The sequence below is a fragment of the Kitasatospora sp. NPDC042419 genome (assembly GCF_056437345.1).
Map to the genome: position 1 here is coordinate 83,570 of NZ_JBWKAW010000035.1, position 16,804 is coordinate 100,373.

8 protein-coding genes are annotated in these 16,804 nt (G+C 75.7%); 2 read left to right on the forward strand and 6 right to left on the reverse strand.

Going from position 1 to position 16,804, the window contains the following annotated elements:
* Nucleotides 1-4: 4 nt before the first annotated feature.
* The 3 genes from AC067J_RS38510 to AC067J_RS38520 are packed head-to-tail and all read right to left on the reverse strand — an operon-like array spanning nucleotide 5 to nucleotide 9,509.
* The gene (locus AC067J_RS38510) at nucleotides 5-3,484 is read right to left on the reverse strand and encodes a non-ribosomal peptide synthetase (RefSeq protein WP_478307418.1); all 3,480 of its coding nucleotides are present in this window, start codon (nucleotides 3,482-3,484) and stop codon (nucleotides 5-7) included.
* Nucleotides 3,481-6,201, reverse strand: a complete 2,721-nt coding sequence (locus AC067J_RS38515; protein WP_478307420.1) for a beta-ketoacyl synthase N-terminal-like domain-containing protein — start codon at nucleotides 6,199-6,201, stop codon at nucleotides 3,481-3,483. The genes AC067J_RS38510 and AC067J_RS38515 overlap by 4 nt, the downstream gene beginning before the upstream one ends.
* Nucleotides 6,198-9,509 (reverse strand): non-ribosomal peptide synthetase, encoded by a 3,312-nt coding sequence (locus tag AC067J_RS38520; RefSeq protein WP_478307422.1) that lies wholly within the window; start codon nucleotides 9,507-9,509, stop codon nucleotides 6,198-6,200. The genes AC067J_RS38515 and AC067J_RS38520 overlap by 4 nt, the downstream gene beginning before the upstream one ends.
* Nucleotides 9,510-9,611: 102 nt before the next feature.
* Here AC067J_RS38520 and AC067J_RS38525 point away from each other — a divergent pair, with 102 nt between their 5' ends.
* The gene (locus AC067J_RS38525; protein ID WP_478307423.1) at nucleotides 9,612-9,929 is read left to right on the forward strand and encodes an acyl carrier protein; all 318 of its coding nucleotides are present in this window, start codon (nucleotides 9,612-9,614) and stop codon (nucleotides 9,927-9,929) included.
* Nucleotides 9,930-9,985: 56 nt separating this feature from the next.
* Here the strand turns inward: AC067J_RS38525 and AC067J_RS38530 are convergent, their stop codons facing one another.
* Nucleotides 9,986-10,960, reverse strand: a complete 975-nt coding sequence (locus AC067J_RS38530; protein WP_478307424.1) for a LysR family transcriptional regulator — start codon at nucleotides 10,958-10,960, stop codon at nucleotides 9,986-9,988.
* Between the two features lie 234 nt (nucleotides 10,961-11,194).
* Between AC067J_RS38530 and AC067J_RS38535 the strand changes: the two genes are divergently transcribed.
* On the forward strand, nucleotides 11,195-12,355 hold the full coding sequence (locus AC067J_RS38535; RefSeq protein ID WP_478307426.1) for an iron-containing alcohol dehydrogenase: 1,161 nt from the start codon (nucleotides 11,195-11,197) through the stop codon (nucleotides 12,353-12,355).
* A gap of 136 nt (nucleotides 12,356-12,491) precedes the next feature.
* Here AC067J_RS38535 and AC067J_RS38540 read toward each other — a convergent pair whose 3' ends face one another.
* Both AC067J_RS38540 and AC067J_RS38545 read right to left on the reverse strand, forming a co-directional pair.
* Complete coding sequence (locus tag AC067J_RS38540; protein WP_478307428.1) at nucleotides 12,492-15,122, reverse strand: hypothetical protein; 2,631 nt, start codon at nucleotides 15,120-15,122, stop codon at nucleotides 12,492-12,494.
* Nucleotides 15,115-16,659 (reverse strand): hypothetical protein, encoded by a 1,545-nt coding sequence (locus AC067J_RS38545; RefSeq protein ID WP_478307430.1) that lies wholly within the window; start codon nucleotides 16,657-16,659, stop codon nucleotides 15,115-15,117. The genes AC067J_RS38540 and AC067J_RS38545 overlap by 8 nt, the downstream gene beginning before the upstream one ends.
* Between the last annotated feature and the right edge of the window lie 145 nt (nucleotides 16,660-16,804).

Sequence of the window (16,804 nt, forward strand, 5' to 3'; positions counted from 1 at the left end):
GCGGTCACTCCTCGCTCGCGGGTCGGGCGGTGGCGGGGGCGGCGGCGGCGCGTGCGCGGCGCTTGCGCAGCACCTGCTCGCGCCGGCGGTCGCCGACCGTCCGCTCGGCGGCCGGCGCCCCGGGGACGGCCCGGTCGGCCTCGGCGGCGGGACGGCGCAGGTGGTCGGCGTACGCCCGGACGGTCGGGTGGCGGAAGAGGTCGACGATCCGGGCCTCCGCGCTGACGTTCGCGCGGATCTCGGTGAGCAGCCGGGCGACCAGGATGGAGTTGCCGCCGAGCCGGAAGAAGTCGTCCGCCACGGTGGCCAGCGGCCGGTCCAGCACGGTGCGCCAGGCCGCCAGCAGCCGCTCCTCCAGCACGTCCCGGGGCCGCACCGCCGGATCGTCCGCCCCGGCCGGAGCGGCTCCGGCGAGGACGACCGTCGGCAGCGCCGCCCGGTCGGTCTTGCCGCCCGCCGTCGTCGGCAGCGCCGGGAGGCGGTGGAAGGCCGCGGGCAGGTACGGGTCGGGGAGGGCGTCGGCGAGGGCCGCGCGCAGCTCCCCCGCGGTCCGGTCCAGGCCGTCCCGGGTGACGTAGTGGGCGACCAGCGCCGCCTCGGCGCCGGTGTACTGCACCACCACCGCGCAGGCGGCGATGCCGGGCAGCGCGCCGATCGCCCGCTCCACCTCGGGGAGCTCGATCCGGTAGCCGTTCACCTTGACCTGGTGGTCCAGCCGTCCGGCCAGCTCCAGGGTGCCGTCCGGCAGCCGCCGGGCGAGGTCCCCGGTGCGGTACAGCCGCTCGCCGTCCGGCCCGTCGACGAAGCGGCGCGCGGTGAGCCCGGCGTCGCCGAGGTACCCCTTGGCCAGGCCGGCGCCGGCGATCGCCAGCTCGCCGAACAGGCCGTCCGGCTGCGGGCGCAGCGCCGCGTCCAGGATCCGCACCCTGGTGTTGGCCAGCGGCCGGCCGACCAGCACCGCCTCCGGGTCTGGCGGCACCTCCCAGCAGGTCGACCAGACGGTGGTCTCGGTCGGCCCGTACATGTTGAGCACCAGGGGGATGCCCAGCTCCTTCAGCCGGGCCGCCAGCGCCCGGTCCAGCGGCTCGCCGCCGCAGAGCAGCAGCCGCAGCCGGGCCAGCGCGCGCTCGCCGCCGGGCAGCCGCAGCACGCTTCGCAGCAGGGTCGGCGTCGCCTGGAGGGCGGTCGCGCCGCTGCGCTCGACGAGCTCCGGCAGGGTCTCGGCGCGCGCGTCGCCGGGGGCCGTGGCCAGCGTCTCCGCGTTCTCGGCCAGGACCACCGGGACGCCGCGCGAGAGCGTCCACAGCAGTTCCAGGACGGCGATGTCGAAGGTCACCGAGGTGACGGACAGCCAGCGGGTGCCCGGCTCGACGGGGACGGCCCGGTCGAGCGAGGCGAACAGGTTGGCCAGGGCGCCGTGGGAGACCTCGACGCCCTTGGGGCGGCCGGTCGAACCGGACGTGAAGATGACGTAGGCGGAGTCCTCGGGCGTGGACGTCCGGGCCGGCGCGGCCTGCTCCGGCGTGCGGCCCGTCAGCTCGGCGAGCGGCAGCCGCAGTCCGGTGAACTCCGGGCACAGCCCGGTGTACGGGCCGTCGGTGAGCAGCGCCGCGCAGCCGGCGTCGGCCAGCATGCCCTCCAGCCGGGCGCCCGGGTCCGAGCCGTTCAGCGGCACGTAGACCAGGCCCTCGGACAGCACCCCGAGCAGCACCGCAACCAGTGCGGGGGAACGCGGGACGAGCAGGCCGACCCGGTCGCCGGGCCGCAGCCCGGCCGCCCGCAGCCCGGCCGCCACCGCGGCGGCCCGCTCGGCGAGTGCGGCCCCGGTGAGCGCCTCGTCCCGGAACGACACCACCGGCGTGTCCGCCAGCTCGGCCAGCCGCTCCAGCACCAGCCGGTGCACGGGCACGGCCGCCACCGGCAGCTCCGCCGCGGCGTCCTGGCCGGCCTGCCGGGCGACGTCCTCCGGGCCGACCAGCGACAGCTCGCCGACCGGTCGGTCGAGGTCGCCGGCCATGGCGACCAGCAGGCGCTCGAACCAGACGACCAGCCGGCGGGCCTGGGCCTCCTCGAACAGCGTGGTGCTGTAGATGAGCTGGCCGAGGAAGCCCTCGCCCTCCTGGCGCAGCTTCAGCATCAGGTCGTACTGGGCCGCGTACACCGGTTCGGGGGCGGTGCCGGAGCGCACGCCGGGCAGGTCGAGGTCGGTGTCCGGGTAGCTCTGGTAGATGAAGATCGACTGGAACACCGGCGAGTGCGAGCTGCTGCGTTCCGGCGCCACCGCCTGGACGACCTGGTCGAACGGCAGGTCCTGGTGGGCGAAGGCGTCGAAGGCCTCACGCCGCACCCCGGCCAGGAAGTCCCGCACGCTCCGGGTCTCGTCGATCACCGTTCGGACGGTGATCGAGTTGAAGAACAGCCCGAGGGTGCGCTCCAGCGCGGGGTACGGCCGGTTCGCCAGCGGGCTCCCCACCGCGATGTCGCCCGAGCGGGAGACCCGCGCCAGGAGCACGGTGAACACGCCCATGAAGACGCTGTACGGCGTCGCGGCGGCCGAGGAGCAGAGCAGCTCCAGCGCGGCGTTCGCCTCGGGGCCCAGCCGGAAGTCCAGCGAGTCGCCCCGGAAGCTCTGCACGGCCTCCCGGGTGCGGGCCGGCGCGAGGTCGACCAGCGGCGGCAGGTCCGCCAGCCGTTCGCGCCAGAACCGGCGCTGGCGCTCGGCCAGTTCGGTCCCCAGCCACTCGCGCTCCCAGACCGCGAAGTCGGCGTACTGCACGGTGGTTTCGGGCAGGTCGGCGGCGTGGCCGGCGATCCGGGCCGCGTACAGCTCCGAGAGCTCGGAGCGGATCACGCCGGTGGACCAGCCGTCGGAGATCACGTGGTGCTGGGTGATCACCAGGATCCACCGGCCGGCCTCGCAGCGGATCAGGTCGAAGCGGATCAGGGGCGCCGCGGCCAGGTCGAACCTGGTCTCGGTGACCTCCCGGATCAGCCGCTCCTCCTCCTCGGCGCCGTTCGCCTCGAAGACGGTGAACGGCGTCGGGCACTGCGCCGCGACGTCCTGCAGCAGCCCGGCCGGGCTCTCCCGCAGGGCGGTGCGCAGCACCTCGTGCCGCTCCATCAGGCGGTCGACGGCCCAGCGCAGCGCCGCCTCGTCGAGCGTTCCGGTCAGCTCCGTCGCGAAGTACATGTTGTAGACCGGCACCTCGGTGCCGAGCTGCTCGACCAGCCAGAGCCGCTGCTGCGCGTAGGTGGCGGGCAGCTCGGCGGTGCGGTCCGCCCGGCCGAACCGCACCTGCCGGCGCGCCTCCTCCTCGGCGCGCTCGCGCAGGAACTGCACGATCGCCTCACGGTGCTGACGCACCCGGGCGGTGAGCTCCGGGTCCAGCGCGCCCTCCGGGGCGGACAGCGCCAGCCGGTCCTCGGCGAGGGCCAGCCTGGCCCCGCGTCCGGCGAGTTCCTCCAGGACGTCCTGCACCGTCACAGCTCGACCTCTTCCCACTCGTCCGTGAAACCGTTCTCCGGGGCGCGCCCGTCCGGGCCCCCGTCCGACGCGACGCCGACCAGCGTCCGGTACAGGCGCGCGGACGCCAGCTCGGCGTCGATCAGCGCCGCCGTCCCCGCGGCCGTCTCCGCGTCCAGCAGGTCGCCCAGCGGGATCCGCACGCCGTACGACTGCCGGATCCGGGCCAGCACCTGGGCGGCCAGGATGGAGTGGCCGCCGAGCACGAAGAAGTCGTCCTCCGGGGCGACCTCGGGCAGGCCCAGCACCTCGCACCAGATGGCCCGGACGGCCTCCAGGGTGCTCACCCCCGGCTGCGCCTCCGCGGTGCCGGCGGCGGCCTCCGCCACCGGCGGGCGCTCCACCCGGCCGTCCGGAACCGCCGGGTGCCAGTGCCGCACCGGCCGGAACGGGTACGGCGGCGCGGCCGTGCGCCCGCCGCCGGCGCCGCGCAGCAGCTCCCAGCGGAGCTCCGCGCCGCGCTCCCAGCAGTCCGCGACCAGCCGCAGCCACGGTTCCCCGGCGTCGGCCGGGACCACCACGCGGGCCTCGGACGGCAACGGGACCGGCTCCCCGCCGAGGACGGCCGAGGCGGTGACCTCCAGCAGGTGCGTCGGCGACGGCGCCGTACCGGCCGGCAGCACGATGCCCAGGGCCGAGCGGACCTCGACCCGGAGCAGGCCCGGCTCGACGCCGGACAGCTCCGACTCCAGCGCGGCCATCGCCCGCTCGCAGGCGCTGAGGTCGCCGCCCGGGCGGGCGGCGGCCACCGCCCTGGCGTGGTGCCCGGCGCAGCGCCGGGCGACGTCCGGGTCGAGCACCCCGCCGAAGGCCAGGGCGGCGAACTCGCCCACGCCGGAGGCGGCCAGGGCGGCGGGCTCGACGCCGAGGGCGGCGAGCGCCCGCAGTGCGGCGAGCCGCCAGGCGAAGCCGTCGGCCGCCGGGTCGTCACCGGCGCGGGCGTCGAGCGAGGCGTCGAGCGGGGCAGACAGCGGGGCAGCCGGCAGGGCACCGGCCGGGGCGCTGCCGGAAGGTGCGGCCTCGGCCGGTACGTCGACGGCCGGCGCGGCCTTGGCCGGCACGTCGATGCCCGGCGCGTCCTCGCCCGGCGCGTCGTCGGCCAGGCCGAGGACCAGGGCGCCGTCGGCGGGAGTGGCGGGGCCGTCGGCCAGAGCCGCGGACAGCCCTGCCGGCCCGGCTGCGGTCCAGGCGCGGCGCAGCGGGCCGGGGGCCCGGCCGTCCTGGAGGGACCGGGCCAGCGCGGCCGGGTCGGCGCCGCCCTCGGCGAGCAGGGCCCGCACATCGGCGTACGACTGCTCGAAGGACCAGAGCGAACGGGCGGAGAGCGGCAGGATCTGCGGCCCGTCACCGGCCGGTCCGGCCGCGACGGCGGGCGGCTGCTCCAGCACGACGTGGGCGTTGGTGCCGCCCACGCCGAGCGCGGTCACCGCGGCCCGGCGCGGCCCGTCCGCGGCGGGCCAGGGCGCAGCGGTGGACGGGACGTGCAGGCCGCTGCCCGCGAGGTCGACGGCCGTGGTGGTCTCGCCGTGCCCGGCGGTGCCCGGCACCACCGCGTCACGGACCGCGAGGACCGCCCGGATCAGCCCGGCCATGCCGGCCGCCGCGTCCAGGTGGCCGAACGCGGCCTTGGCGCTGCCCACCGAGCAGGGAGCGGTGACGCCGAGCCGGCGGCGCGCGGCCAGCAGGGCGGCGAGCTCGACCGGGTCGCCGAGCGGGGTGCCCGTGCCGTGCGCCTCCAGGTAGCCGATCGTCGCGGGGTCCACCCCGGACTCCGCCCAGGCGGCCAGCAGGACGTCCCGCTGCCCGTCCACGCTGGGCGCGGCGAAGCTGAGCCGGGCGGCGCCGTCGTTGTTGAGCGCGGAGCCGCGCAGCACGGCGTGCACGGTGTCGCCGTCGCGCAGGGCGTCGGCCAGCCGCTTGAGCACCACCACGCCGACACCGCTCCCGGGCACCGTGCCGTCGGCCCGCCGGTCGAAGGGACGGCAGGCGCCGCTGGGCGACAGCACCCCGCCGTCGACCGCCAGGTAGCCGCGCTCGTGCGGCAGCGCCACGGTGACCGCGCCGACCAGCGCCGCGTCGCAGTCGCCGGCCAGCAGGCTGCGCCGGGCCAGGTGGAGGGCGGTGAGCGCGGTGGAGCAGAGGCTGGCGACGAACACGCTGGGCCCGGTCAGCCCGAGGTGGTAGGAGACCCGGAGCGGCAGCGCGGCGGCGCCGCTGCCCGGGGTGGGCTCCACGCCGGCGGCGTCGAGCAGCGTGCCGTAGCGGTTGTCGCCGCTGCCGGCGAACACGCCGACCCGGCCGAGGCCCGTACCGCCGCCGCGCCCCGCGTGCTCCAGGGCGTGCACCGACTCCTGGAGCAGCAGCCGCTGCTGCGGGTCCAGCGCGGCGGCCTCGGCGGGCGCGATGCCGAAGTACTCCGCGTCGAAGAGGTCGACGTCCGCGAGTTCGCCGCCGACCGGGACGTACCGGGGGTCGGCGTCCTGCCGGGCCTTCTCGGCGTCCCCGCCGAACCGGCGGACGGCGCCGGCGTCGCGCAGCAGCAGCTCCCGGTACTCCTCCAGGTCGCGGGCACCGGGGAAGCGGCAGGCCAGGCCGACGATCGCCACCGCCTGGTCGGGGCCCCGGCCGGGGTCGTGGTCGGTGCCGGGCTGTGGCCGGCCGTTCGCGTGCTCGGTCATGACGCTCCTTCGTGCTGGCCGGCGGTCTTCAGCGCCTGGGCGACGGCGGCGACGGTGGGGGAGGAGAACAGATCGGTGATCGGCAGTGCGGTGCCGAACTCCGTGCGGAGCAGGCGGTGGAACCGGATGAGGGTGAGCGAGGTGCCGCCCATCTCGAACAGACTGACGTCCCTGGGCACCTGCTCCCGGCCGGTGCCGAGCGCCTCGGCCCAGCGGGCGGCGATCCGGCGTTCGGTCTCGGAACGCGGCAGGTCGGCCGGGCCCGGCGGGGCGGTCGGCGGCGGGGCGGGCAGCGCCCGGACGTCGACCTTGCCGCTGCCGGTGAGCGGGAACGCGTCCAGCGGGATCAGCGGGCCCGGGCGCAGCGCGGCGGGCAGCCGCTCGGCGAGGTGGGCGCGCAGGCGCTCGCGGGTGTCGGGCCGCTCGCCGAGGAAGTAGAGCGCCAGCACCTCCTCCCGGCCGGTCGCGACCAGCCGGGCCACCGCGTCCCTGACCTCCGGGTGGGCGAGCGCCACCGCGCGGATCTCGTCCAGCTCCAGCCGGATGCCGCGCAGCTTGACCTGTCCGTCGACCCGGCCGAGGAACTCCAGGGTGCCGTCCGGACGCCGGACGCCGAGGTCGCCGGTGCGGTAGAGCCGAGCCCGCGGGTCGGGGTCGAAGGGGTGCGGGCGGAAGCGCTCCTCGGTGAGCTCGCGGCGGTTCACATAGCCGAGCGACAGCGGCACGCCGCCGATCCACAGCTCCCCCGGCACCCCGGCGGGCAGCAACTGGCCGCCCCGGCCGAGGACGTGGACCTGCGCGCCGGCGGCGGGCCGACCGATCGGGACCCGTCCGGCGGGCCCGTCGGCGGCGACGGCGTGCGAGCCGTCGTCCTGCGAAGCCGCGTTCTGCGAGCCGGCGTTCCGCGAGCCGGCGTTCTGCGAGGCCCCGTTCTGCGGGCCGGCGACGGCGTACGAGGTGACGTCGATGGCGGTCTCGGCCGGCCCGTAGAGGTTGACCACCGGCGCGCCGAACCAGCGGGCCGCCCGCTCGGCGACCCCCGAGTCCAGGGCCTCGCCGCCGCTGAACACCCACCGCACCCGGCTCTCGCCGGCCGCCGGAGCGGTCTCCGCGAGCAGCGCCTTGAGCAGGGTCGGGACGAACTGGACGACGGTGACGGCCTCCTCGGTGAGTTCGGCGGCGAGCGCGGCCGGATCGCGGTGCGCCCACGCCGGGGCGACGACCATCGAGGCGCCGACGGTCAGCGGGGCGAGGTACTCCCACACCGAGGCGTCGAAGACCGGCGGGGTCTTGAAGTGGAACCGGTCGGCGGCCGTGAACCCGAACTCGTCCGCCTTCCAGCGCAGGTTGTTGGCCAGCGCGCGGTGCGGCACCCGGACGGACTTGGGCAGGCCGGTGCTGCCCGAGGTGGTGATCACGTACGCGGCGTCGTCGGGGCCCGGTTCCTCGGTGCCGCCCCACTCCGCGGCACCGTCCGACTCGCCGCCGCCGTCCGACTCCCGGACACCGCCCGGCCGTTCGGCATCGCCGGTCGGCACCGCACCGCCGGTGGGCTCCACGCCGTCGCCGGGCTCGTCGAGGGCCAGCACCGGCAGCCGCCCACCGGCCGGCTCGGCGTCCTTCGCCGTCGGCACCACCACGGCCACGGCCTCGGCGTCGGTGAGGACGAACCCCAGCCTGGTACGGGGCAGTTCGGGGTCGACCGGCAGGAAGGCGTGCCCGCTGCGCAGCACTCCGAGGGCGGCCGTGACGTACCCGGCGGAGCGGGGCACGCAGAGCGCGACGGTGCTGCCGCGCGGCAGCCCGAGCGCCCGCAGTCGGGCGGCGATCCCGGCCGAAGCGCGTTCGAGGGTCCCGTAGTCGAGCAGTTCACCGCCGGCCAGGACGGCGGGGCTCAGCGGCGAGTTGCGGGCGTGCTCCAGGAACGACCTGGTCACCGGGACGAACGGGGCGGCCGGCGCGCCGTGGGCCAGCGCGAGCACCCGCTCCCGCTCGGCCTCCGGCAGCAGTTCCACCGCGGCGGCGGGCGGGTCCACGCCGGCCGCGATCCCGGTCAGCGCCCCGAGGACCAGCCGGAAGGCCGCCGCGACGGTCCGCGCCTGCTCGTCGGTGTGGCGGTCCCTGCGGTACTGGAGGCGGGCCCTCGCCCGCTCGCCGGCCACCTCGACGGCCAGCAGGAGGTCGATCTTGCCCGTCCGGGGGTGGATCGGCACCCGTTCCACGGCGATCCCGGGCAGGGCGAGCTGCTCGGCGCCCACGTCGTGAACGGACAGCATCGCCCGGACGGCGGCGCCCGCCGTCCGCAGCGCCTGGTGCATCCCGGCCAGCGGCGCCCCTTGGTGCTCCAGGCCGGCCAGCAGTTCCTCGCGGACCTCGGCGGCGTAGCCGGAGAGGCTGTGCGCGTCCGGGGCGGGGGCGCGCAGCAGCAGCATGTCGGTGAAGAGGCCGATCGCGTCCTCGTACTCCTCGCGCCACGGGTCGATGGCCGGGTAGGCGACCAACACGTCTGCGTCCGTGGAGAGGTGGCGCAGCGTCAGGCAGTAGGCGGCCATCAGCACGGTGAAGAGGGAGCCGCCGGTGGCCGTCAGCGCCGGTGCGAGGTCGTCGGGCAGGTCGAACGCCAGCTCGCCGGCCGGTCCGTCGGCCTCGGCGCCGGTCCGGGGCGGGGTGCCGGTGTCCAGTCCGGTGGCCCGCGACGCCCAGAACGCGGCCCCGGCGGCGGTCTCGGCGTCGGGGTCGGCGAAGCGCTCGCGCTGCTCCAGCGCGTAGGCGAAGTAGTCCTCCTCCGGCCGCTGTTCGGTGCCCGTCGGGGGCCCGGCGCAGAAGCGGGAGAGCTCGGTCAGCAGCATGGCCACCGAGGGCGCGTCCACCGCGACGTGGTCGAAGACCAGCAGCAGCAGGGCCTCGTCGGGTGCCCAGCGGTACAGGTGGGCGGCCAGGCGCAGCGGCGCGGCCGGGTCGAACGGCAGGGCCGCGGTCTCGGCGAGCAGCCCGGGCGCCCGGTCCGCGGCCGTCCGATGGACGGTCAGCACCGTGGCCGGCGGCGGCTGGACGAACTGGAGCGGCCCATCGTCCCGACCTTCGCCACCCCCTTCGGCGCCCCCTTCGGCGATGGTGGTCCGCAGGACCGGGTGGCGCCCGACCACGTGCAGAAGTGCCTGGTCGAGGGCCTGGGGATCGATCGGTCCGGTCAGCCGGAAGGCCAGCGGGATGTGGTACGAGTCGCCCGTGGGCGCCATCAACTGCGCCTTCCAGACCGTCTCCTGCTGTTGCGTCAGGGGAATCCCGACGCCTTGCGTGGCATGCATCGGCCACCTCCAGAGCTATAAAATGTCACACATCAGATGTCACGTTGAGGTGGCTCTGGGGATTGTGGCGTACACCACAGAAGGATCAGGGGGCACACGAGAATGAACCAGCACCAGCCGGATGAGCAGGGCGTTCCGGACGAACAGGGCGCCGGGGACGGCGCGTCGGCGAAGGGCGCCCTCTGGCACGAGCAGCACGGGAACGTCCGCGGCGTCTGGAGCCAGGCCCTCGGGCACGAGGAGTTCGGCGACGACGAGAGCTTCTTCACCGTGGGCGGCCACTCGCTGCTCGCCGCGCGGGTGGTCGCCCGGATCAACCGCGGGGCGCCGGTCCGGATCACCGTCCGCGACCTCTTCGACCACCCCACCGTCGGCGGCCTCGCCGACCTGCTGGTGGCCAGGGCGGCCGTCGGCGCCTGAGCCGGGCGGCCCGCCGCCGCCCGGGGGCGGGCCGGCCACCCGTCAGACGCGCCCTCTCACGACGGCGGCACGCGCGCACCGCCGAGGCCGGACGCCCGCTCCCCCGGGAGCAGCTCGGCGGTGCGCTCGGCGACTTCGTGGTGCAGGGCGTCGCGCACGGCCCGTACGGCGGGATGGGTCACCGCCTCCCGCCGCACGGCCAGCGTGATCGGCAGCCGGATGTCCACCTCCTCGGCCAGCAGCCGCCGCAACCCGGCCCGATCCGCGAGGAAGGCCGGCAGCACGCCGACACCCGCCCCCAGCCGGGTGGCTTCTAGCTGGGCGAAGACGTTCGTGGAGGAGAACGCGGGTGTGATGCCCGGCAGATGGCGCTCGATGTCGAGGTCGCCGACCTGGAGCATCGACTCGATGTAGAAGACCAGCGGATGCTCCCGCAGGTCGGCGACCGTGCCGGGCGGCCCGCACCGCGCGAGGTACTCGTCGCCGGCGTACAGCCCCAGCGCGTAGTCGGTGAGGTGCTCGGTCACCAGTCGGCTCCTCGGCGGCCTCCCGATGGTCAGGGCGAGGTCGAAGCCCGCCGGACGCAGGTTCAACTGACGTGTCGCCGTGATGAGTTCCACGTGCAGCCGGGGGTGGCGCCGGCGCACCCGGGCCAGCGCCGGTGTGGCGAAGACGGTGCCGAACCCGTCCGGAGCACTCACCCGGACGGTGCCGTGGAGGGACGGCGCGTCCTGCCCGGACACCGCGTCGACGACGCGGACGAGCGCGTCCTCGATCGCGTGGGCGCTCTCGCAGACGGCCTTCCCGGCCTCCGTCAGGGCCCAGCCCTCGGTGCCGCGTTCCATCAGCCGCACACCGAGGCTCTTCTCCAGCGCGCCGATGCGGCGGGACACCGTGGTGTGGTCCACGCCGAGCGCGTCGGCGGCCGTCACCAGCCGCCCCGTGCGGGCGACCGCGAGCAGGTAGCGCAGATCGTCCGCGCGGAGCCTGCGCGGATCGAGGCCGCCGCGGTCCGCCCACGGAGCCGGCACCTGAGCCCGAGCCGAGGCCGGAGCCGGAACCTGAGCCCGAGCCGGAACCGAGGCCGGAGCCGGATCGTCGCCGGCCGGGCGGGAACGGGAGCGCACGGGAGCAGCGTATCTGCATTCCCGCACACCCCGTCTGCACGATTGGCGCTTGAACGCACGCCCCCGCGGGCGTCAGAGTCGAACCTTCCCGGCCGGCGCACCTGGCCACCGTTCCTCCCACCGTCGAGAGGTTCCCCCATGGTTGCCAGCCTGTCCCTGCCGCGGATCATGCGCGTCGGCCCCGGCGCCGCCGACGAGTTGGGCGACGTCATCAAGGGGCTGGGGCTGAGCCGCCCGCTCCTCGTCACGGACGCGTACCTGGTCGGCAGCGGCGCGGCGGAACGCCTGACGGCGACGCTGCTCAAGGCCGGGCTGCACCCGCGGCTGTTCTCCGACACCGTGCCCGACCCGACGACCGACTCGCTGGCCCCGGGCCTGCGGGCGCTGCACGACCACGGGGCGGACTCGGTCATCGGGTTCGGCGGCGGCAGCCCGATGGACAGCGCCAAGGCCCTCGCCCTCCTGGGCGTGCAGGGCGGTCACATGCGCGACTACAAGGCGCCGCGGGTCAACCTCGGACCGGCGCTGCCGGTGATCGCGGTCCCCACCACCGCCGGCAGCGGGTCGGAGGCGACCCAGTTCACCGTCATCACCGACAGCGGCACGGACGAGAAGATGCTCTGCCTGGGCCCGGCGTTCCTGCCGCTCGCCGCCGTGGTCGACGTCGACCTGACCCTGTCGATGCCGCCCCGGCTGACCGCCGACACCGGCATCGACGCACTCACCCACGCCGTCGAGGCGTACGTGAGCCGCAAGGCCAACCCCTTCTCCGACGGCCTCGCCCTCACCGCGATCGGCACCATCGGCCGCCACCTGCGCCGCGCCTACGCGGACGGCTCCGACACCGCGGCCCGCGAGGCCATGATGCTCGCCGCGACCCAGGCCGGCATCGCCTTCTCGAACTCCAGCGTCGCCCTCGTGCACGGCATGAGCCGCCCGATCGGCGCCCACTTCCACGTCGCCCACGGCCTGTCGAACGCGATGCTGTTCCCCGCGGTGACCGCCTTCTCCGTGCACGCGGCACCCGGCCGGTACGCCGACTGCGCCCGCGCCCTGGGCGCCGCGACCGACCAGGACCCCGACGACGCGGCCGCCGACAAGCTCGTCGACGCACTCCGCGGCCTCTGCCACGACCTGGACGTCCCCACGCCCCGCACCTACGGCATCGACCGGGACGCCTGGACCCGCCTGACACCCCTCATGGCCGAGCAGGCCCTGGCGTCCGGCTCCCCCGCCAACAACCCCGCCGTCCCCACCACCGCCCAGATCCAGGACCTCTACGCCCACATCTACGCCTGATCCCCCGGCGCCCCGGGGGGCCGCGTCGGCCCCGCACCGGCCACCCCCCGGTACGGGGCCCGCGGCCGTCGAGACCGGGGCGAGCGGTTCGGCCGGGGCGAGCGGTTCGGTCACGGCGGCGGAAGCGGCGGAGCGGCTACGGGTGCGGCTCGTCCAGACCGAGCCGCGACAGCAACTCCCCGGCGAGCGGGAACGGCCGGTTCTGCGGCCCGTGGTCGACCCGGTAGCGGTTCGACAGCCCTCCCTCGGCCAGCAGCGAGCCGGGTGTCGCGATGCCCGTCAACCGGAAGTGCCGCCAGCGCAGTGGCTTGTCCACCCCCGCGCAGGAGATCTCGGCGAGGTCCGGCGCGTGCCACACGACGAACGCCCACCGGCCCCCGGCGTCGATCGCCCACGCCCCGAACGGGCCGTCGGTGTCGGCGAGGCGCACCGCTTCGAGTGCGATGTTCGAGGGGTTGCCGAACCTGCCCCGGACCTCCACCAGGTCCGCGGTACGCCGGTGGGCCTGGCGTCCCCGGGCCGTCAGCCGGTCCACCGCGTCCGCCGCGGTGTCCCCCTGGACGAGACGGTCGCACAGGTCGAGCACCGTCTCCGGGTGCACCGCCCCGGCGAAGGCCCTGGCGATCGGACGGGTGTACTCCGCGATGCGCTCGGGCTCCGCGTCGACCAGCAGGTGGCTGGCCTCCCGGCTCACCCGCCGGTAGGTCAGCGTCTCCTCGTCGTGCTCGCCGCCCGCGACCTCGGAGTGGAGCACCGACAGCGCGACCGCGGCCAGGCTGCCCGCCGCCGCCGACGCCTCCTCCGGGAACTCCTTTCCGGCGAACTCGCCGACGGCACCGGCGAGCAGGGGGATCCACGACCGGTCGCGCGCGGGCCACGCCCGACCGCCCACCGCGCAGATCACCAGGCGCAGTACGGCGAGCCGCCTGACCGGGTCCTCCGGCCGGGGAGTCCCCTTCACCAGCCGGTCCGCCCAGAGCTGGTAGCGCCGCCGCGTGCGTTGGCGCTGTTCCGAGAGGTCCGGCACCGACCAGTCCGGCGGCGCCTCCCCGCCGTCGACGGCCTCCACCGTGTCGTCGTCCAGGCCCGCCTCCTCCGTGCCGGAGTAGTCCTCGTACCAGGCCGGGACCGGGACCGGCCCCGCTGACTCGTCGGCACGCCCGGCCTCCGGAAGCGGCAGCCCCAGCGCGAAGTTCACGAGGGGCAGGCCGAGGCGGGCCTGCTCGCTGTCCAGGTAGGCCTGCCATCCGGTGTGCACCGGGGTGGCGAGGGCGACCACGGCCGAGCCTGCGCGGCCCGTCGCCGCGGCGGGGATCGACGCGCCCGATGTCCGCAGGTCGACGAGGGAGCGTGCGAACTGCTCCGCGAGCTGCGGATCGGTGAACAGCTCGTCCGGCGTGGTCGTGGGCGCCCGCTTGACCGACCCGCCGGGCCTGCGCCTGGTCCGGACGGGGTCCGTGACGAACACCACGCCACCCGGACCGTCAGGACCCACCGCACGGACACGGCTGCCGCCCTCCGCCGCCGTGCCGTCCCCGCCGAACAGGTGCTCCTGGGCGCCGGCCGGCACCTGCCCCAAGGGCTTCCAGGCGCTCAGCTCGTCCGGGTCGCTGTCACGGTACGAGAGTTCCAGCGTCACGGCCGACTCCGCCTTGCGGCTCAGCTGGACGGCGAGCCCTTCCGGTGCGAGTACCGCGCCGAGCAGCACCGGAGCCGGCCGTCGGGTGCCGCTGTCCGACCGTGGCGGCCGGACGTCGCGAATGACGGCGGTGTCTCCCGGGACGCCGCTGGGAGCGAGCGTCCCGGTGAGCGGAGCGACGACGCCGATCTCGCAGTTGCCGCCCCCGCCGGTCGTGAGCAGCATGGCCGCATGCGTCAGGTTCGGGCTGCCGGTGAGCGCCCAGCGCCGGCCGTCGACCGCCCATTCGACGAGCTTGCCGTGCCGGTGGCGTTCGCGTTCGTCGTCGATGCGCAGTTCGCCGCCCGTGCGCCGCAGGACGCTCTCCACCGCGGGGCCGTCCAGCACGGTGTGACCGGGCTGGTAGCAGACCACGAGCCTCCCGGGGTCGAGTCGCTTCACGAGCCGGGTCAGCGCACGGGCGCCACCGTCGTGGAACGGCGCGGAGACGATGAGCTCGTCGACCGGACCGTGCGGCAGTTGTTCGAGGATCGGCGTCTCCAGGCCGGAGACGAACGTCGCGTCGACGGCGGCGGGAGCGCCCGTGCGGACGTGCTGTTCCAGGAGGTCGGCCGTGCGCTCCAGGCCGTCAGCCGCGCCGCGTCCGACCCCCACGACCGCGGGCAGGCGGCGCAGCCAGCCCGCGAGTCCGCCGAACAGCGCGGGGGTGCGTGTCCCGTCCGCCCTCAGCACCGTCCACAGCTCGCTGTTGGACTGCCAGCCGGCGAGCGTCGCGTTGCCGGAGCCGATCGCCACCGTCGCGCGCTCCGGCCCGGCCAGGACGACCAGCTTCGGGTGGAAGGCACCGGCGCACGCGGCCAGTCCGTGGGTGTACCGGATCCCCGCGCTGAGGACGGCTCGCGGATCCGGATGCGACTGGTGGGCGTCGCCGACGACCGTGAGTCGCGCTCCGGCCGCCTGGACGGGTCCCAGCGCGAAGCGCTCCAGGAACCCGAGGTCGGCGGTGTAGCTGAGCAGCAGTGCCTCCTCGGCCTGCTGCCCCGTGTGCCGAAGCTCCTCCACGAAGAGCTGGAGCGGGGAGGCGAACGTCCGAGCGATCACCCCGCCCTGTTCCGAGGTGTCAGGCACAGAGCGCCTTCCCTTCGTCCGTGACGCTCCACAGGCCCGCGTCGTCCGTCGTCAGCACCCCGCACCCGGCGAGCACCGTGGTGAGGCGGTTCAGCCTCAGGCCCACGTCGCTGTCGCCCTCCTCGCCGACCTTGAAGAGGAGCCCGTCCCGTTCCTGCAGCTTCGACGGGATCCAGAGCGTCCCGTCCTCCCCTCGCCGCGCCTTGTCCAGGGCCACCCGCCGGGCCCGCCGCAGCAGGAGGGACGCGAGGTCGGGGGCGAAGCGGTCCAGCCGCTGGTCGCCGCGGTCGTCGAGGTAGCGGGCGAACCACAGCGGATACAGTTCGCGGCGGCTCTCCCGGTCCGGCCCGTGGAACGCCCTGGCCTGGCGGCCCGTGAGCTCCTCCGCCCTGCGCCCGCCGATGGCGAGGACACCCAGCTCCCTCAGCAGCACCGGGAGACCGAGGCCGCGCCACTGCGTCTCCGCCGGGGCCGGGAACCCGGATGCGTCGAGGGTCGGGGGCAGCGCCGCACGGAACTCCCGGACCGTCAGGCCGCCCCGGTCACCGACCGCCTCGGCGACCCGGTCGCGCAGGTCACCCTCCGGCATCAGACCGCGGACCTCGCCCACCAGCCAGGACCACAGCCGCCGCCACGCACCGACCGAGTAGGTGCGCAGCACCAGTCCCCGCCAGGCGGGCGTGACGCCGAGATCCGCGAGCCGGGGATGCTCCTCCAGGTACGGCCCGAAGGTCAGGACCGCCGGGAGGTCCCGTTCCACGGACTTGATCCGGTGATCGGTCATCACCTGGGCGAGCAGCCGGATCGTCTCGCGGCGCGTGCTGTCGGGCCCGTCCGGCCCGTCCTCCGCGGTCGGGGCGCACAGCAGACGCGCCAGCCACCGGCCGTCCGGCTGCTGCCCGCCCCGGCAGGGGCACAGAACGTCGGCCTGTCCTTCCAGCCGCTCCCATGCGACCTCGTCCTCGCCGGCGAGTTCCAGCACGGGTTCGAGTCCGGCACGGATCGCGGCCATGTCGCAGCGTGCCCCAACCGAGGGCAGCCGCGACCCGGCGGCCATGATCCCCAGCTCGCGCGCGGGTCCGGAGTACGGGCCCCAGAACCCCCAGGCACTCGGGGTGTAGACGCCGCGCTCCGCGGCGGCGGCGATGTCGACCGATCCCCCGCGCAGCAGGGCGCGGGCACCGAGGGCCTGCTCGCCGTGTGCCAGCCCGATTCCGGCGGTCTCGTGCCGATGACGGGACGAGACCGCCGCCAGGACGACCTCGCAGCGGCGCAGCAGTTGCTGCGCCTCGCGGACCGACAGCCGCCGACGGGCGATCTCATCGGCGACCAGCGCGTGCAGGGCGTAGTACCGCGCGTGCGGGGTCACCGTCGTGACGCCGGGCACGAGTCGGCTGACCATGTTGGTCGTGTACCGCTCGACGGCGAGGGGAAAGCGGCCGCGCCGCGACACCTCCAGCCCGGGCACGGACCACTGGGGGCCTTCCAGCACCTCGTCCGCCCACGTGGCCGCATCACCATCCATGAATGACTGCACGGAGATTTGATATCACGGTCGGGGAAAGCGCGCGACCGAGTCCCGGAAATGCAAAGAACCCCCGTCCGGATCCCGGACGGGGGTTCTTTGTGAATGATTGTTCGGCGGCGTCCTACTCTCCCACAGGGTCCCCCCTGCAGTACCA